Raw genomic sequence first — 15,912 nt, forward strand, 5'->3', positions numbered from 1 at the left:
ACGTGGGCGTGGGGCCGCTGTTCGGCACGACGACGAAGGTGGTGGCGGCGCCGGTGCTGGGGCTGGAGGCCTTCCGGCGGGTGGTGGCGGACAGCCCGCTGCCGGTGGTGGGCATTGGCGGGGTGGGCCTGTCCAACATCGCGAGCGTGGCGGCGACCGGGGCGCACGGCGCGGCGGTGGTGTCCGACGCCCTGCTCGCCCAGGACATCGCCGAGCGGGTGCGGCAGCTGGCGGCGGCGTTTGACAGCGCGCGGGGGACTGGCCTCTAAGAGGCGGTACCCCCACCATGAACCATCCGCCTCCGCGTCATCACGGGACGACGCCGCGCCGTCCCAACATCGGCCTCAGCCCGGACTGGGTCCAGCCGGCCGACTCCGCCTTCCCCCGCTACGAGTTGAAGGTGCCCTACGCGGAGGCGGTGCTGCGCGCGGGGGGCCTGCCCTTCGTGCTGCCGTACACCGACGACCCGTCCTGCGTGGACGCCTACCTGGAGCGGGTGTCCGGGCTGGTGGTGACGGGCGGCGCGTTCGACATCCCCCCGTCCGCGTACGGCGAGGAGGCCCGCGAGGGCATGGGGCCGCTGAAGGAGGGCCGCACGGCCTTCGAGGCGCAGCTCATCCGCGGCGCGCTCAAGCGCAACCTGCCGGTGCTGGGCGTGTGCGGGGGCATGCAGCTGCTCGCCGTGGTGCTGGGCGGCACGCTGTTCCAGGACATCCTGAAAGAGGTTCCGGGCGCGCGCGACCACGAGCAGAAGCACGACCGCACCCAGCCGCAGCACCCGGTGGAGGTGAAGAACGGCACGCTCCTGGCGGAGGCCGTGGGGCACGGGCAGCTGATGGTGAACTCCACGCACCACCAGGCGGTGAACAAGCCGGGCACGGACGTGACGGTGAGCGCGGTGTCGCCGGACGGCGTGGTGGAGGCGATTGAGTCCACCGCGCACACCTTCGCGCTGGGCGTGCAGTGGCACCCGGAGCTGATGCTGGGGACCATCCCGGTGCACCTGGGCGTCTACAAGGCGCTGGTGCAGAAGGCGCGAGAGCACCGCCGGTGAGGCCGCGCGTCCTGCTCCTGGCGGGACTGGAGCCCACGGGCAGGGCCGGGCTCCTGGCGGACGTGGCCGCGGTGCGGGCGCGGGGCGGCGACGCGGTGGCGGTGCCCACGGCCCAGACGGCGCAGGGCTCGCACACCTTCGCGGTGGTGCCGGCGTCCCCGCGCATGCTGGCCGCGCAGGTGACGGCCGCGCGCGAGTGGGGCCCCCTGCACGCGGTGAAGTGGGGCGTGGTGCCCGGGCCGTCACAGCTGGCCACGGCGAGGGCGGCGCTCAAGGACGCGGACGCGTGGTGGGTGGTGGACCCGGTGGTGCGCTCCTCCCGGGGGCAGGTGCTGTCACGGCTGACGCCCCGGCACTACCTGGCGCTCGCGGGCCCGCGCGTGCTGGTGACGCCGAACCTGGAGGAGGCCGCGTGGCTCTTGGGCCGGCCCGCGCTGGGCACGGTGGAGGACGCGCAGGAGGCGGCGGAGGCGCTGTGTCAGCGCGGCTTCGGCGCGGTGCTGGTGAAGGGCGGGCACCTGCCGGAAGGGCAGGGGCTGGCGGACGTGCTGGCGTATTCCGGGCGCACGGTGGTGATGCGGGGGCGCCGGTTGAAGCGGCCCCCGGAGCGCCGGGGCACGGGCTGCCGGCTGGCGTCCGCGCTGGCGGCGGAGCTGGGCCGGGGCACGGGGCCGGAGGCCGCGGTGCGGGCGGCCCGTGAGCACGTCACGGGCTACCTGCGCACCGGCCGGGACTGACCGCGGGAGGCTATTCGCTCCGGGCGCGGCTTTCGAAGCGCGTGTACTCCGCGAGGAACACCAGCTCCACGGACCCGATGGGGCCGTTTCGCTGCTTGGCGACGATGAGCTCCACGGGGATGACCGTGCTGCTCTGTCCGCCACCCCCGCCGCCGCCACCTCCGCCGCCACCCTCGCCGCCTTCTTCTTCCGTCTCGCGGTGGATGAACATCACCACGTCGGCGTCCTGCTCGATGGAGCCGGACTCACGCAGGTCGGAGAGCATGGGCTTGCCACCCTTGCGCTCCTCCACCTTACGGCTGAGCTGGCTGAGCGCGATGATGGGCACCTCCAGCTCCTTGGCCAGCTGCTTGAGCGCGCGGGAGATTTCCGCCACTTCCAGCTGGCGGCTCTCCACCTTGCCCTTCTGGTGCATCAGCTGGAGGTAGTCGATGACGAGCAGCGACAGGCGCGGGTCCTTCTGCTTCACGCGCCGCGCCTTCGCGCGCAGGTCGAACGGGGACAGGCCGCCGGAGTCGTCGATGTAGATGGGCGCGTTGTAGAGCGCGCCCGCCATCTCCTGGAACTTCTCCTCGTCGTGCGGGGACAGCCGGCCGCCGCGCAGCTTCTTCATGTCCACGCGCGCGGTGGACGCGAGCAGACGCATGAGCAGCTGATCCGCGGGCATTTCCAGGCTGAAGATGCCGACGGCCTTGTTCTCCTTCAGCGCCGCGTGCACCGCGATGTTCATGGCGAAGGACGTCTTGCCCACGCCGGGACGCGCCGCGAGGATGATGAGCTCACCGGCGTGCAGGCCGGTCAGCTGGTTGTCCAGGTCGATGTAGCCCGTGGACAGGCCCGTCACGCCCGTCGCCGCGGTCTTCATCTTGTCCAGCAGGTCGAGCGTCTGCTCCATCAGCTCGCTGACCGGACGCAGGTCGCCTTCGCGCTTCTTCTCCGCGAGGAGGAAGACCTTGCGCTCGGCCTCGTCGAGCAGGACCTCCAGCTCGCCCGTCTCCTGGCTGGCGAGGTCCTGGATCTCCCGGCCCACGTTGGCCAGGCGCCGGCGCAGCGCCTGGTCCTTGACGATGTGGGCGTACTGGACGGCGTTGGCCGCCAGCGGCACCACCTGGTCCAGCCCCATCAGGTACGCGGGGCCGCCCACCGCGACGAGCTGGCCCAGGACCTTGAGCTCCTCCGCGAGCGTCAGGTGGTCCACCTGCTTGCTCTGCTGATCCAGCCGCATCATCGCGGCGAAGATCTGCGCGTGCGAAGGGCTGGCGAAGTCGTCCGCGTGGACGACCTCCGCCACGGGCGTGATGAGCCCGTTGTCCGCCAGCACGGCGCCCAGCACCGCACGCTCCGCGGCGAGATCCTCGTGGACCCGCCGTCCTTCCCTACCGTCCAGGACGTTCTGCATGGCTGCTTGGAACCTCTACAGGCAGCGTCTGACACGTTCCAGCGGACGTCCAGTTTCCAGGCAACAGACCTGTAGCACCCGGTAGGTCCGGGAGGGATGCCGCGACCCGCCGTAGGAGCTCCGCCCGGCCTCCGGGTGAACCGACCCGGCGCGTCGGCCTATTCGGCGGCGCCCCACTGCTGGAGGAAGGCCTCCCGGTAAGGTGCGGCTGAGGATCACCGTGGAGCCGTCCTTGAGCACCAGGATGCCGTCCCCATGCGTCCACGGCTCCAGGCGGGCCACGGCCTCCAGGTTCACCAGGTCGCCGCGGTGCACGCGCACGAAGCGGGTGGGGTCCAGGCGCTCCTCCAGGGCCCGCAGCGTCTGGCGCACCAGGTGTTCGCCTTGGGCGGTGAAGAGCCGCACGTACTTGTCCTCCGACGACAGGCGCCACACGGTGTCCAGGCGCAGGGGCACCCAGCCCTCGCCCACCTTCACCACCAGCCGCTCCAGGGGCCGCTCCGGGCGGGCCTTCGCCACCGTGGCGAGCAGGGCGTCCAGCGCGGCGGAGCCGTGCGTGCCCGCGCTCAGCAGCGCATGGGCCTTGTCGAGCGCCCGCGTGAAGCGGCCGGCGTCATAGGGCTTGAGGAGGTAGTCCGCCGCGTGGGCCTCGAAGGCCTGGAGCGCGAAGCGCTCGTAGGCGGTGGAGAAGACCACGGCGGGGCAGGCGTCCGGCCCGAGCGTCTCCAGGACCTCGAAGCCGGTGAGGCCGGGCATCTGCACGTCCAGCACCACCAGGTCCGGCCTCAGCGCTTCGATGCGCGCGAGCGCCTCCGTCCCGTCCGAGGCCTCCCCCACGCAGGTGAAGCGCGCGTCGTCCGCCAGCAGGCGCTTCACCTTCGCGCGCGCGGGCGCCTCGTCGTCCACCACCAGCACCCGGAACACCGTCATGCGACCTCCACCCTGGGCAGCCAGACCGTCACGCGCGCGCCGCCCTCCGGTCCCGCGCCGCGCTCCAGCCGGGCACGGTCGCCGTGGAGCAGGGTGAGCACGCGCTGCAACTGCGTCAGCCCCACGCCGGGCCCGGAAGCAGGGGAGGTCGCCCCGAAGCCGCGTCCGGTGTCCTCCACCTCCAGCGCCCAGCGGTCGGCGTCAGCTCGCGCGCGGATGCGCACCTCCAGCGCGCCGCGCAGGTCCTGGTTGTGCTTCACCGCGTTCTCCACCAGCGTCTGCAGCGCGAAGCAGGGCACGCGCTGGGGCTCCAGTCCCGGCGCCACATCCCAGCGCACCTCCAGCCGGTCGCCGAAGCGCGCCGAGAGCAAGGCGACGAAGCGCTCGGTGTGCCCGCGTTCCTCGGCCAGCGTCCAGGTGGGCTCGGTGCGCTCCAGGCTCGCGCGTAGGAGCTGGCCCAGGTCGCTCAGGAGCCGGTCCGTGCGCGGCAGGTCCTCGTACATCACCGACCCGATGGTGTGCAGCGCGTTGAAGAGGAAGTGCGGGTGCAGCTGGCCCGTGAGGGACTGGAGCTGCGCGGCCCTCAGCTCGCCCTCCAGCTCCGCCGAGCGCAGCGCGCGGGCCTGCCGCTCCCGCCACTCGTGCAGGAGCGCGATGACCGCGCAGCCCAGGCCGTAGGTGATGAGGTCCTTCTGCGCCTCCATGGGGAGCGCGTACACGGGGGGCCCCAGGTCGTAGTCCCCCAGCTCCAGCAGCGCGTAGACGCCGTGCCGCAGCCCCGCCATCAGCGCGATGTGCAGCGACGTGAAGACCATGAACGCCGCCGCGTGGATGCCCAGGAAGCGCGCCCAGCCCACGCGGGGCGACGGCGCGTTGAGCACCGCCGTCATCAGGACGGGGAGCAGCAGCGTGACGGCGATCGCGCTGGTCACCTCCCAGATGAACGCGGGTGCCCAATGGCCCGGATGCGGCCGCATGAGCTGCATCAGCCGCACCGCGCTGCCCTGCCACACGCCCAGGACCAACCCGAACGCCAGGACCTTCAGCGCCGGGCGCGACCGCAACCGGGGCCAGCGCCACCGCGTGGAGGGAACCTCCGCCCAGGCGCTCACCCCACGGCCTCCGGGGTGAGCACCGCCGGACGCGCGGCCCGGGGCTTCATGCCGAAGAGCGGCCGCAGCCACGACACGCGGGACACGCCTTCACACAAGGCCAGCGTGACGGCGAAGGACAGCGTGAGCACCGCGAGGAGCATGGCCCAGGGACCCACCGGCAGGCGCAGGCACAGGTATCCCACGCAGACGATGACCGTCTGGTGGAAGATGTAGAACGGATACGACAGTGCCTGCGCGTGCGTTAGCCACGCGGGGGCCGTGCGCACGTGGTGCCGCGCGAAGGCCATCGCCGTCAGCAGTCCGCTCCAGATGAGCACCGTGCCCCCCACGATGGCGGGCACCACCGGCATCACCGGCCACGGCCACACCAGCTCCACCACGAGCGCCGCCAGGGCCACGGCCAGGAGCCCGTGACGCAGCGCCACCAGCCGGCCCCACACGCCCGGGCAGCGTCCCAAGAGGTGCCCGTAGAGGAACAGCAGGCCGTAGTGGACGAAGGTGCGCGGATCATCCAGCAGCGCGTGCGTCTCCGGGAAGTCGCGCAAGAGCACCCGGTTGAGCGCCAGCGGCACCCCGAGCCACAGCACGTTCACCCCTCGCGACAGCCACGCGTCCGCCCACGCGAGGAACCGCCCCCCGGCCTGCGTGCGCAGCGCCGCGAAGAGGGGCAGGGCCATGAGGCAGTAGACGAACAGGTAGGCCACGAACCACAGATGGTGCCAGCTGAAGCTGCCCGCGGGGTAGGGCACGAAGTCGAACACCGTCGGGTAGAACGCGGCGTAGCTCCCCTGGACGCGGCCCTGGAACAGCCGCTCCACGTAGATCTGCGGCGGCACCACCACGAACATGCCAAACACCAGCGGCAGCAACAGCCGCTTCGTCCGGTCCTTCGTGAACGCCCTCAAGGAGCGCCGCCGGAGCGCGAACGCGGTGCCCGCGCCGGAGATGACCATCAACAGCGGCATGCGCACCAGGTGCAGCACTCCCATCACGGGCTCCAGCGCCGGCAGCGCCTGGGGGCTCTTGATGTGCCAGTCCCAGGTGTTGAACATCATCCCGGTGTGGAACAGGTGCAGCACCACGATGGCCAGCACCCGGAGCCAGTCCAGGTCGGGGTGGTGCACGGCGGCGGGGCGGAGTGGGGCGCTCATGCGCTGGGGACCTCCTGACGGTGTCCGCCGCTGAAGTACCCACGCTTGCGCTCCTGGCTCCACGCGGATGCCGTGAAACGGACCGCCCGCGGCGCGAGCCGGACGGCCTCCACCCCGGAGACGCGAAAAGGGCCGCCCGGTTGCCCGGACGGCCCTTCCCTTTGAAGCGATGGAGCGCTTCAGGTGAAGCGGTGGACTACTCGGCCACCACGTCGACCTTGATCTTCGCCGTCACCTCGCGGTGCAGGCGGAGCTCCACTTCGTAGCTGCCCAGCGACTTGATGGGCTCGGCCAGGTGCAGCTGGCGGCGATCCACCTGCTGTCCCTGGGTCGCGAGCGCCTCGGCGATGTCCAGCACCGTGACGGAGCCGAACAGCTTGTCCTGCTCGCCCACCTTGCGCTTGATGGTGACCTTGACGGCGCCCAGCTTCTTGGCCTGCTCGTCGGCAGCGCCCTTCAGCTTGGCGTTGCGCGCAGTGTGCACGGCCTTCTCGTGCTCCAGCTGACGCAGGTTCTGCTCGCTCGCCAGGACCGCCTTCTTGCGCGGCAGCAGGAAGTTACGGCCGAAGCCGTCCTTCACCGTGACGAGCTCGCCGGACTTGCCGAGGTTGTCGATGTCCTCACGCAGAATGACCTTCATGTTCCTGTCTCCTGTGTTGCGGACCGGCGACTAGCCGACCACCGCGTTGTAGGGGAGGAGCGCGATGCCGCGGGCGCGCTTGATGGCCACCGCCACCTCACGCTGGTGCTTCGCGCAGTTGCCGGAGATGCGGCGGGGGATGATCTTGCCGCGCTCGGTGACGAAGTACTTCAGCGTCGCCTGGTCCTTGAAGTCCACCGACGCGTTCTTCTCCGCGCAGAACCGGCAGACCTTCTTGCGGCCGAAGCCGCGGCCACCGCGCTTGTCGTCGTCGCCGCCCATGCCGCCGCGGTCGCCGCGATCACCACCACGGTCGCGGTCACCGCCGCGATCACCACCACGGTCGCCACCGCGCGAACCGCCGCCGTAGCCGCCACCGCCACCGCCACCGGGGCCGCGGGAAGCGCCCGCGCCCTGCTTGCTATCCATGCCGTTGCTCATGAATGTTCTCGTTTCCTGGAAGGTTGGGGGAAGGTCCCGTCAGAGGAGGCTTAAGCCTCCTCCGCAGGCTCCTCTTCCGAATCGCCACCCGCGAACTCAGGCGTCTCGCCGCGGAAGCCACCCTCGCGCTCGGCGGGGGCGCCCGGACGGGCCTCCTCGACGTCGCCGGCCAGCTTGAGGTCCTCGAGCACCGGACGCGACTCGGGATCCACCTCGTCCGCGATCTTCACGGAGATGTAGCGCGTCACGTCGTCGATGTTGCGCAGGTTGCGCTCGATCTCCGCCACCAGCTTGCCGTCACCCAGGAAGCTCGTGTGGACGTAGATGGCGCGGGGCTGCTTGGCCACGGGGAACAGGGTCTTCTTCTTCCCCCACACCGTGAAGCGGAGGACCTTGCCGCCCTCACGCGAAACGATGCCGCGGACGCGCTCCTTCAGCTTGTCCACGTTGTCGTCGGTCACGTCCGGCTTGACCAGGAAGATGGTCTCGTACTCACGAAGCCGCTTGGCGGCCTGCGTCTCTGCCATGTTTCTCTCCCCTTGGGGTCGAGTGCCCCCCGGACCATCCGGGGAGCGGGGAAACGGCCGGAGGCCCTCGAAGGCCACCACCGGGGACGGGAAATCCTCTCGCGCGCCCGTCACCGTCGCGCCTTGGCCCGTGCGTGAACACGGGAAGCTTTGAAAGAACATCCACCGGACAGCGTGGGACGCACTCCGGGGGAAGGGGCTTCTAAGAGGACCCCTCCCGGAAAGTCAAGCCCGGCCAAGAGGAGGAGGGGATGGCAGGCGGCCATCCTGGCGCTTCAGGCCTTGCGGTTGTGGCGGTTCATCGCCGTGGAGAGCCCGTCGCGCACCCAGCTCTCCGCCATGTCCGCCGCCCTGCCGATGAGCTCCTCCAGCTGGCGGCGCTCGCCGTCGTCGAAGTTGGACAGGACGTAGCCCGCCACGCGCTCCTTGGCGTTGGGCCCCTCCGGCTTGCCAATGCCCACGCGCACGCGGATGAAGGCGTCCTCGCCCAGGCACTGCACCATGCTCTTGAGCCCGTTGTGCCCGCCCGCGCCGCCGCCCGCCTTGAGCTGCAGCCGCCCGAAGGGCAGGTCCAACTCGTCGTGCACCACGAGCACGTCCTGCACCGCGACCTTGTAGAAGCGCGCGGCCTCCGCCACGGAGCGGCCGGACAGGTTCATGAACGTCTGCGGCTCCACGAAGAGGATGCGCTCGCCGCCCAGGCTTCCCTGGCCCACCCGCGCCTGGAACTTGTCCTGGGTGAGCTCCGCGCGGGCGCGCGACAGGAGCGCGTCCACCACCATGAACCCGACGTTGTGGCGGTGGCGCTCGTACTCGCGCCCGGGGTTGCCCAGCCCGCAGATGAGCTTCATGGAAGGCTCCCAAGGAGGGTGGGGGCTTGAGGGGGCCCACCCCCGGAAAAAGACAGCGGGGCAGGCCCTGGAAGAGGCCCGCCCCGCGAAGAGACACCGAACGGCGGAAGAGGACTACTTCTTCGCCGGGGCCTTGGCCGCGGCCGCCGCGGGGGCCTTCGCGTCGCCCGCCTTCGCGTCCGCCTTGCCCGCCGCCGGGGCAGCAGCCGCCGCGGCCGCCGCCGGAGCCGCCTCCGCCGCTTCCGGCGCGGAGAGGACCGCGATGGTGTAGTTGACGTGCGTCTTCACGGACACGCCCTCGGGGAGCTTCACGTCGTTCACGTGGAGGGCTTCCGCGATCTTCAGGTTGGTGACGTCCACTTCAATCTGGAGCGGGATGGCGCCGGGGAGCGCCCAGACCTCCAGGTTGCGGCGCACCTGCGTGAGCAGACCGCCGTCCGCCACGCCCACGGCCTTGCCGGTCAGCACGACGGGGAGGTTCACCTTGACCTGCTCCTTCTCCGTCACGGCGATGAAGTCCGCGTGCAGGATGTCGCGGGTCAGCGGATCCATCTGGTAGTCCTTCAGGAGGACCTGCTGATCATTGCCCGCCAGCTTCAGCTGGATGAGCGTGTTCAGCTTGTGCGGGGTGTTGATGGCCGTGCGGATGGCCTTCGGGTCCACGGAGATGTGCAGCGGCGCCTTCAGGTGCTTGCCGTAGACGACGGCGGGAACCTGGCCGGACGCGCGCAGGCGGCGGGCAATGCCCTTGCCGGAACCTTCACGGGCCTGCGCTTCGAGGGTGCTCTTGTCGGTGGCCATGGAAATCTCTCTTTTCGGTGGGGTACCGCGGTGTTCACCGGCGTCTGGGCGCCCTCGGCATCCCACCCCCATGGTGGGCCCCGAAGACGGCGCCCGGGCCGTTTGAAGGCCCATGGAACCGGTGCAGGGGGCCGGACATGCCAGCCCCCGGGGTCCTTCGTCAAGCCGCCCGGCTTCCAGGCGGCCCTCGAGCCCGGACGGACTTCAGACGAACAGCGAGCTCAGCGAGTCCGCGCGGTGGATGCGCGCGATGGCTTCCCCGAAGAGGGCGTCCGTCTGCAGGGCGCGGATCTTCGGGCAGGCCTTGGCGTTGGCCGCGAGCGGCACCGTGTCCGTGAAGACGACCTCTTCCAGGACTGAGTCGGTGATGCGCTGGATGGCGGGGCCGGACAGGATGGGGTGCACCGCGTACGCGAGCACCCGGCGCGCGCCCTTGTCCTTCAGCGCGAGGGCCGCCTGGGCGAGCGTGCCCGCGGTGTCCACCATGTCGTCCACCAGGATGGCGTCCTTGCCCTTCACGTCGCCAATGAGGTTCATCACCTCGGAGGCGTTGGGGCGCGGGCGGCGCTTGTCGATGATGGCCAGCCCCGTGTTCAGCCGCTTGGAGTAGGCGCGCGCGCGCTCCACGCCGCCGGCGTCCGGGCTGACGATGACCAGCTCGCTCGACTCCGGGAAGCGCTTGCGGATGTCCTCCAGGAACACCGGCGAGCCGTAGAGGTGATCCGAGGGCATGTTGAAGAAGCCCTGGATCTGCCCGGCGTGCATGTCCATGGACACCACCCGGTTGACGCCCGCGACCTCCAGCATGTCCGCCACCAGCTTGGCGGTGATGGGCGTGCGGGCCGCCACCTTCCGGTCCTGCCGCGCGTAGCCGTAGTATGGCATCACGGCGGTGATGGAGCCGGCGCTCGCCCGCTTGAGGGCGTCGCACATGATCAACAGCTCCATCAGGTGATGGTTCGTCGGCGGGCACGTGGACTGGACGATGAACACGTCCTGTCCGCGCACGTTCTCGCCGATCTCGACGTGGATCTCCCCGTCGGAGAACGTGTCCACCGTCGCCGTGCCCAGGGGACGCTGGAGGTACTCGCAGATGCGCTGCGCCAACGCCGGGTTGGAGTTCCCGGCGAACACCTTGAAGTCACGCGACGGCTGCATGGGGCGCTGACTAACCCGTGAGCGCCCCGAAGGGAAGTTCGTTAGTCGAGTTCAGCCGCCACGGGACCGAGCGTCCCGCTCTGCGCCTGGTGAAGGTGTTTCTCGTACTCAATCAGGATGACGCGCTCCATCTGGCTTCGCGTGTCCGCGTTCAACGGATGGGCGATGTCCTTGTAGGTCCCGTCCTTCCGTTTTTTCGCGGGCATGGCGATGAAGAGCCCGGTGGAGCCGTGGATCACCTTCAGGTCGCGCACGACGAAGCAGTGATCCAGGGTGATGGTGACGTACGCCTTGAGCTTGTCCTCTTCGACCGGAAACACCCGGACGTCGGTGATGTTCATGGTCCCCCCCCGAACCTGGAAGGCCGGAGCTACGGGGAAGCCTGGGACAGACTGAAGGTGAAAAGCAAGCACCCCCTACCTGTCGCGCCGGGGACCGTTCACTGCTCCGCTAGCCGTCATGCCCCGAAGGGCCAGTGACTCACCAGGTGGGTGAGGAAGGCCAGGTGGTAGACCACGATGATGGCGTAGACGACGGCGCCCACGCGGATGGCGATGCGGCTGGCCTTGAGCCGGCGGTGCAGGCACAGGAGGCACAGGCCCGCGTTCACGATGAGCAGCTTGGAGAACATGAAGAGCAGCGGTGACTGCTCGTACGCCACGCGCATCACCGGGTTGAGCTCCTCCGCCACCCCCAGCTGCAGGAAGAGCAGGGTGAACAGCCCGTCCAGCAGGTTCAGCATGAGCAGCGCCACCGACGCCGGTGACGTGTAGAAAGAAGCCTGCTGCGCCCAACTCCCCGCCTGCACCTCGTTCGCCGTCGCCGCCACGCCCCACCCCCAAGGTTCCCGTCCTGCTCCCTGGGTCCAGGGCTATTCAAATCCCTTGCCAGGGCTTCCGGGACTTCATGGGAAGCAGCCGGGCAGGCGGCGGAGGTGCGGGCTTGCCGGGCTGGAAACGAAATTGACGGGAAGGGGTGGGTCGCGGAGATTGCCCCCGCCCAGCCACACCCCGACGAGCGTCCATTGCATCAATTCCCCAAAGATATCGGGTGGATAGAGGTCATCTGCGGATCCATGTTCTCCGGTAAGACGGAGGAGTTGATCCGCCGCGTCAAGCGCGCGCTGTACGGCCGGCAGAAGGTGCGCGTGTTCAAGCCGCGCATCGACACCCGCTACGACGACACGCAGGTGGTCAGCCACAGCCAGTTGAAATTGACGTCCCTGCCCATCGAAAGGGCTGAAGAAATTTTCCGGCACCTGTCCCCCGACACGCAGGTGGTGGGCATTGACGAGGTGCAGTTCCTGGGCGGAGAGGTGGTGCAGGTGTGCGAGGCACTCGCCCAACGGGGCATGCGCGTCATCTGCGCGGGCCTGGACCAGGACTACCAGGGGCGCCCCTTCGAGCCGATGCCGCAGCTGATGGCGGTGGCGGAGTACGTGACGAAGGAGCTGGCCATCTGCGCGGTGTGCGGGAACCCGGCCAACCGTTCGCAGCGCATCATTGGCAGCGAGGAGCGGGTGGTGGTGGGCGCGGCGGGTGCCTACGAGCCGCGCTGCCGCAAGTGTCACGTGGCGGAACCCGCGGAGGCGAGCCCTCCGCAGACGCTGAAGCTGTTCGACTGAAAGCCGCCAGCCGCCTCTTCCCGGCGCGGGAGCCCCATCCGATGCGCGACACCCTCTACGCGAACGTGCCCTTCAAGTTGAACGAGATGGCCCACCACTATGGGCCCAACGTCCACCTGGTGGGTAATCCGTTTCTCCTCTCCCAGCTGGCCACACTGTGCGCCAAGGGCACGCTGCAGCCGCAGATCAACCGGCTGGTGGAGCAGCTCTACGCGGACCTGGTGAAGACGGTCATCAACGCGGAGTTCCCGCGCAAGATGGTCACCATTCCCACCCGCATGATCGACTCCACGCCCCTGGGCATCTACCAGGGGGAGGTCGTGGACCCGCAGCTGCGCGTGGTGACGGTGAACATCGCGCGGGCGGGCACGCTGCCGTCGCAGGTGACGTACGACCTGCTCAACTTCACGGTGGACCCGTCCCTGGTGCGCCAGGACCACATCATCATGAGCCGGATGATTGACGCGGCCCAGGCGGTGGTGGGTTCGGAGATTGGCGGCGCGAAGATTGGCGGGGACGTGGATGACGCGTTCGTGCTGTTCCCGGACCCCATGGGGGCCACGGGCGGCAGCCTGGCCACGGCCATCCAGCTGTACAAGACGAGGGTGCCCGGGAAGGCCCGGCGCATCATCACGCTCAACCTCATCGTCACGCCGGAGTACCTGCGCCGGATGACGACGGAGCACCCGGACGTCATCATCTACGCGCTCCGTCTGGACCGCGGCCTGTCCCCGCCGGAGGTGTTCGGCACCGCGCCGGGCCTGCTCTGGGAGAAGGAGCGGGGGCTGGATGACCGGCAGTACATCGTCCCCGGCGGCGGCGGCTTCGGGGAGATCATGAACAACGCCTACGTGTAGAGGGAGCACCCGGTGACGACGTTCCACGAGAAGGATGTCGGCGTCCTCATCTCCGAGGAGGCCGTGCAGGCGCGCGTGAAGGAGCTGGGCGCGCAGATTACCCGCGACTACCAGGGCAAGGAGCTGACGCTCATCTGCGTGCTCAAGGGCTCCGCGTTCTTCGCCATCGACCTGGCGCGGGCCATTGACCTGCCGCTGACGGTGGAGTTCCTGGGCGTGGCCAGCTACCACGGCGGCACGGAGTCCACGGGCGAGGTGCGCATCACCACGGACGTGTCCAAGCCGATGGCGGGCAAGCACCTGCTCATCATCGAGGACATCATCGACACGGGGCTCACCATGAGCTTCCTGCTGGAGAACCTGCGGGCGCGCCACCCGGCGTCGGTGAAGATCTGCTCGCTCCTGGAGAAGCCCGCGCGGGCCAAGACGAAGGTGGACATCGACTACAAGGGCTTCGTCATCGACGACAAGTTCGTCGTCGGGTACGGCCTGGACTACGGCGAGAAGTACCGGAACCTGCCGTTCATCGGCATCTGGAAGCACGCCTGAGCAACACCTGATGGGCCCGGGTGCCCCTCCCTCCGGGGCGGGGGCCTCGGGACTGCGAGGGCCCTGTCCATGCGCCGCACAGCGGCCGTGTGCAGGGCCTTCGTGCGTCGAGGGGCGCACGCATGCGCAGCCTCTCCTTCAGGACACCTGAGGAGGCTTGGACATGCGAGACAGGAACGTGAGGGCCGCCCGGGCGGCCCCCTCGAATGGCGACGCGATGCAGAAGTACCTGGCGGAGGCCGTCGGCACGTTCGTGCTGGTGCTCGGCGGCGTCGGGGCGGCGGTGCTGGCGGGCGACCGCATCGGCTTTCTGGGCGTGGCCTTCGCCTTCGGGCTGTCGCTCCTGGCCATGGTCTACACGGTGGGCCCCATCTCCGGCTGCCACGTGAACCCGGCGGTGACGGTGGGCCTGCTGATGGCGGGCAAGTTCGACAAGCGTCACGTGGCTGGCTACGTCATCGCGCAGTGCGTGGGCGCCATCCTCGCGGCGTTCGTGGTGCTGCTCATCGCGAAGGGCGCGCCGGGCGGCTACTCCGCGGGCGCGGAGGGGCTGGGCAGCAACGGGTACGGGGCGGCGTCGCCGGAGGGCTATGGCGGCGGGGCGGCCTTCCTCACGGAGGTGGCGCTCACGTTCCTGCTGGTGCTGACGGTGCTGGGGGCCACGGACTCGCGCGCGCCGGTGGGCTTCGCGGGCGTGGCCATTGGCCTGGTGCTGACGCTCATCCACCTGGTGGGCATCCCCGTCACCAACACGTCGGTGAACCCGGCGCGCAGCCTGGGCTCGGCGCTCTTCGCCGGAGGGGACGCCCTGCGCCAGCTGTGGCTGTTCATCATCGCGCCGCTGTTGGGAGCGGCCTTCGCGTCCGCGGTGTACCGGCTGGTGAACCGCCCGGCGGTGCAGATTACCGCCGCGCGCGCGGAGCAGGCGACGGACGAGGAGCGCCGGGAGCGCGTGGTGGGACAGCGCGACGTGGAGCGCCCTGTCTGAAGCGTGTTGAACGCACGAAGGCCGTGCCTCGCTGCTGTCGCGGGGCACGGCCTGGGTGTGTGGAGCAGGGGAGGGGGCCTAGAAGGCGGCGTCGAAGACGACGTCGTTGGCGGCGCCCACGCCCACGGCGACCTGGTAAGACGACACGCGGCGCTCGAAGAAGTTGGTGAGCTCCTGCACGTCCTGCAGGTCCATGAAGTGCAGCGGGTTCTTGGTGTGGAAGATGGGGGCCATGCCCAGCATCTGGAGGCGCTGGTCGGCCACGTACTCCAGGTAGCCGCGCATCTCCTGCACCGACAGGCCCATCACGCCGCCGCTCAGCAGGTCCTGGGCGAACTGAGTCTCGCACTCCACCGCGTCGCGCATCATCTGCACGACGTCCTTCTCCAGGCCCGCGTCGAAGAGGTCCGGCTCCTCCTTGCGCGCCGTCTGGATGGCCTCGAAGGCGAAGGCCATGTGGGCGGACTCGTCGCGGAACACCCAGTTGGTGCCCGCGGCCAGGCCGTTGAGCAGCCCCTTGCTGCGCAGGAAGTACACGTAGGCGAAGGCCGCGAAGAAGAAGAGGCCTTCAATGCAGCCCGCGAAGCAGATGAGGTTCAAGAGGAACTGGCGGCGGTCCGACTTGGAGCGGACCTGATCCACCGCCTGGATGCTGTCCATCCACTTCATGCAGAAGCGCGCCTTGCGCTGGATGGACGGGATGTTGTCCACCGCCGCGAAGGCCTTGGCGCGCTCCGCCGGGTCCGGCACGTAGGTGTCCAGCAGCGTCAGGTAGAACTGGACGTGCAGGGCCTCTTCGTAGAGCTGGCGCGACAGGTACATGCGCGCTTCGGGCGCGTTCAGGTGCTTGTAGAGGTTGAGCACCAGGTTGTTGCCGACGATGGAGTCGCCCGTGGCGAAGAAGGCCACCAGCCGGTGGATGAGGTGACGCTCCGCGTCCGTCATCTTCGAGCGCAGGTCCACCAGGTCCGTGGAGAAGTCGATCTCCTCCACCGTCCAGGTGTTCTTGATGGCGTTGCGGTACATCTCGAAGAAGACGGGATACGCCATGGGGCGCAGCGTCAGGTTCATTCCCGGATCGAGCAGCATT

20 protein-coding genes are annotated in these 15,912 nt (G+C 69.5%); 7 read left to right on the top strand and 13 right to left on the bottom strand.

Annotated features, from left to right (window positions below; genetic code table 11):
- From D7W82_RS10160 to D7W82_RS10170, 3 genes are all read left to right on the top strand, one after another.
- On the top strand, positions 1-269 hold a 269-nt coding region (locus D7W82_RS10160), incomplete at its 5' end, for a thiamine phosphate synthase (RefSeq protein WP_147439286.1).
- Between the two features lie 17 nt (positions 270-286).
- A complete protein-coding gene (locus D7W82_RS10165; protein WP_120618150.1) occupies positions 287-1,054 on the top strand; it encodes a gamma-glutamyl-gamma-aminobutyrate hydrolase family protein in 768 nt (255 codons plus the stop codon).
- Positions 1,051-1,791 (top strand): bifunctional hydroxymethylpyrimidine kinase/phosphomethylpyrimidine kinase, encoded by a 741-nt coding sequence (locus tag D7W82_RS10170; RefSeq protein ID WP_120618151.1) that lies wholly within the window; start codon positions 1,051-1,053, stop codon positions 1,789-1,791. The genes D7W82_RS10165 and D7W82_RS10170 overlap by 4 nt, the downstream gene beginning before the upstream one ends.
- Positions 1,792-1,801: 10 nt before the next feature.
- On the opposite strand, the gene dnaB is transcribed toward D7W82_RS10170, so the two are convergent.
- From dnaB to D7W82_RS10230, 12 genes are all read right to left on the bottom strand, one after another.
- A complete protein-coding gene (dnaB, locus tag D7W82_RS10175) occupies positions 1,802-3,190 on the bottom strand; it encodes a replicative DNA helicase (RefSeq protein ID WP_120618152.1) in 1,389 nt (462 codons plus the stop codon).
- A gap of 15 nt (positions 3,191-3,205) precedes the next feature.
- Positions 3,206-4,120, bottom strand: coding sequence for a LytTR family DNA-binding domain-containing protein (locus D7W82_RS10180; RefSeq protein WP_233587404.1), 915 nt, complete (start codon positions 4,118-4,120; stop codon positions 3,206-3,208).
- Positions 4,117-5,232 carry a sensor histidine kinase gene (locus D7W82_RS10185; protein ID WP_120618153.1) on the bottom strand — a complete coding sequence of 372 codons (1,116 nt, stop codon included), beginning with the start codon at positions 5,230-5,232 and terminating at the stop codon, positions 4,117-4,119. The genes D7W82_RS10180 and D7W82_RS10185 overlap by 4 nt, the downstream gene beginning before the upstream one ends.
- Complete coding sequence (locus D7W82_RS10190; RefSeq protein ID WP_120618154.1) at positions 5,229-6,386, bottom strand: acyltransferase; 1,158 nt, start codon at positions 6,384-6,386, stop codon at positions 5,229-5,231. The genes D7W82_RS10185 and D7W82_RS10190 overlap by 4 nt, the downstream gene beginning before the upstream one ends.
- Positions 6,387-6,582: 196 nt before the next feature.
- Entirely contained in the window at positions 6,583-7,026 is a 444-nt protein-coding gene (gene rplI, locus D7W82_RS10195; RefSeq protein WP_120618155.1) for a 50S ribosomal protein L9, read from the bottom strand.
- Between the two features lie 30 nt (positions 7,027-7,056).
- Positions 7,057-7,467, bottom strand: coding sequence for a 30S ribosomal protein S18 (gene rpsR, locus D7W82_RS10200; protein ID WP_120564015.1), 411 nt, complete (start codon positions 7,465-7,467; stop codon positions 7,057-7,059).
- Between the two features lie 50 nt (positions 7,468-7,517).
- Positions 7,518-7,994 carry a 30S ribosomal protein S6 gene (gene rpsF, locus D7W82_RS10205; RefSeq protein ID WP_120618156.1) on the bottom strand — a complete coding sequence of 159 codons (477 nt, stop codon included), beginning with the start codon at positions 7,992-7,994 and terminating at the stop codon, positions 7,518-7,520.
- Positions 7,995-8,269: 275 nt separating this feature from the next.
- On the bottom strand, positions 8,270-8,845 hold the full coding sequence (gene pth, locus D7W82_RS10210; RefSeq protein ID WP_120618157.1) for an aminoacyl-tRNA hydrolase: 576 nt from the start codon (positions 8,843-8,845) through the stop codon (positions 8,270-8,272).
- 114 nt (positions 8,846-8,959) lie between these two features.
- The gene (locus tag D7W82_RS10215) at positions 8,960-9,646 is read right to left on the bottom strand and encodes a 50S ribosomal protein L25/general stress protein Ctc (protein WP_120618158.1); all 687 of its coding nucleotides are present in this window, start codon (positions 9,644-9,646) and stop codon (positions 8,960-8,962) included.
- Between the two features lie 204 nt (positions 9,647-9,850).
- Positions 9,851-10,804: a ribose-phosphate pyrophosphokinase gene (locus tag D7W82_RS10220; RefSeq protein ID WP_120618159.1), complete on the bottom strand. Its 954-nt coding sequence runs from the start codon at positions 10,802-10,804 to the stop codon at positions 9,851-9,853.
- Between the two features lie 41 nt (positions 10,805-10,845).
- Positions 10,846-11,145, bottom strand: coding sequence for a septation regulator SpoVG (gene spoVG / locus D7W82_RS10225; protein WP_120564020.1), 300 nt, complete (start codon positions 11,143-11,145; stop codon positions 10,846-10,848).
- Positions 11,146-11,261: 116 nt separating this feature from the next.
- Positions 11,262-11,633 (bottom strand): DUF5658 family protein, encoded by a 372-nt coding sequence (locus D7W82_RS10230; RefSeq protein WP_120618160.1) that lies wholly within the window; start codon positions 11,631-11,633, stop codon positions 11,262-11,264.
- Between the two features lie 195 nt (positions 11,634-11,828).
- Between D7W82_RS10230 and D7W82_RS10235 the strand changes: the two genes are divergently transcribed.
- The 4 genes from D7W82_RS10235 to aqpZ all read left to right on the top strand — a co-directional run bounded on the left by D7W82_RS10235 (position 11,829) and on the right by aqpZ (position 14,822).
- On the top strand, positions 11,829-12,428 hold the full coding sequence (locus D7W82_RS10235; RefSeq protein ID WP_043321219.1) for a thymidine kinase: 600 nt from the start codon (positions 11,829-11,831) through the stop codon (positions 12,426-12,428).
- 41 nt (positions 12,429-12,469) lie between these two features.
- Complete coding sequence (locus D7W82_RS10240; RefSeq protein WP_120618161.1) at positions 12,470-13,285, top strand: uracil phosphoribosyltransferase; 816 nt, start codon at positions 12,470-12,472, stop codon at positions 13,283-13,285.
- 12 nt (positions 13,286-13,297) lie between these two features.
- The gene (gene hpt, locus D7W82_RS10245; protein ID WP_120618162.1) at positions 13,298-13,834 is read left to right on the top strand and encodes a hypoxanthine phosphoribosyltransferase; all 537 of its coding nucleotides are present in this window, start codon (positions 13,298-13,300) and stop codon (positions 13,832-13,834) included.
- Between the two features lie 163 nt (positions 13,835-13,997).
- Positions 13,998-14,822 carry an aquaporin Z gene (gene aqpZ, locus D7W82_RS10250; RefSeq protein ID WP_120618163.1) on the top strand — a complete coding sequence of 275 codons (825 nt, stop codon included), beginning with the start codon at positions 13,998-14,000 and terminating at the stop codon, positions 14,820-14,822.
- Positions 14,823-14,900: 78 nt separating this feature from the next.
- Here aqpZ and D7W82_RS10255 read toward each other — a convergent pair whose 3' ends face one another.
- Positions 14,901-15,911, bottom strand: coding sequence for a ribonucleotide-diphosphate reductase subunit beta (locus D7W82_RS10255; RefSeq protein ID WP_120618164.1), 1,011 nt, complete (start codon positions 15,909-15,911; stop codon positions 14,901-14,903).
- Position 15,912: the final 1 nt, after the last annotated feature.

It is taken from the genome of Corallococcus sp. CA049B, from assembly GCF_003611685.1.
GTDB classification, from domain to species: domain Bacteria; phylum Myxococcota; class Myxococcia; order Myxococcales; family Myxococcaceae; genus Corallococcus; species Corallococcus coralloides.

What these genes read in the sequence shown, in the direction of transcription:
- D7W82_RS10240 (WP_120618161.1), top strand. Translation starts at nt 12,470, where the DNA reads ATGCGCGACACCCTCTACGCGAACGTGCCCTTCAAGTTGAACGAGATG.
- D7W82_RS10215 (WP_120618158.1), bottom strand. Translation starts at nt 9,646, where the DNA reads ATGGCCACCGACAAGAGCACCCTCGAAGCGCAGGCCCGTGAAGGTTCC.
- D7W82_RS10165 (WP_120618150.1), top strand. Translation starts at nt 287, where the DNA reads ATGAACCATCCGCCTCCGCGTCATCACGGGACGACGCCGCGCCGTCCC.
- D7W82_RS10190 (WP_120618154.1), bottom strand. Translation starts at nt 6,386, where the DNA reads ATGAGCGCCCCACTCCGCCCCGCCGCCGTGCACCACCCCGACCTGGAC.
- aqpZ (WP_120618163.1), top strand. Translation starts at nt 13,998, where the DNA reads ATGCGAGACAGGAACGTGAGGGCCGCCCGGGCGGCCCCCTCGAATGGC.
- rpsF (WP_120618156.1), bottom strand. Translation starts at nt 7,994, where the DNA reads ATGGCAGAGACGCAGGCCGCCAAGCGGCTTCGTGAGTACGAGACCATC.
- D7W82_RS10220 (WP_120618159.1), bottom strand. Translation starts at nt 10,804, where the DNA reads ATGCAGCCGTCGCGTGACTTCAAGGTGTTCGCCGGGAACTCCAACCCG.
- rplI (WP_120618155.1), bottom strand. Translation starts at nt 7,026, where the DNA reads ATGAAGGTCATTCTGCGTGAGGACATCGACAACCTCGGCAAGTCCGGC.
- D7W82_RS10180 (WP_233587404.1), bottom strand. Translation starts at nt 4,120, where the DNA reads ATGACGGTGTTCCGGGTGCTGGTGGTGGACGACGAGGCGCCCGCGCGC.
- pth (WP_120618157.1), bottom strand. Translation starts at nt 8,845, where the DNA reads ATGAAGCTCATCTGCGGGCTGGGCAACCCCGGGCGCGAGTACGAGCGC.
- dnaB (WP_120618152.1), bottom strand. Translation starts at nt 3,190, where the DNA reads ATGCAGAACGTCCTGGACGGTAGGGAAGGACGGCGGGTCCACGAGGAT.
- spoVG (WP_120564020.1), bottom strand. Translation starts at nt 11,145, where the DNA reads ATGAACATCACCGACGTCCGGGTGTTTCCGGTCGAAGAGGACAAGCTC.
- D7W82_RS10255 (WP_120618164.1), bottom strand. Translation starts at nt 15,911, where the DNA reads ATGCTGCTCGATCCGGGAATGAACCTGACGCTGCGCCCCATGGCGTAT.
- rpsR (WP_120564015.1), bottom strand. Translation starts at nt 7,467, where the DNA reads ATGAGCAACGGCATGGATAGCAAGCAGGGCGCGGGCGCTTCCCGCGGC.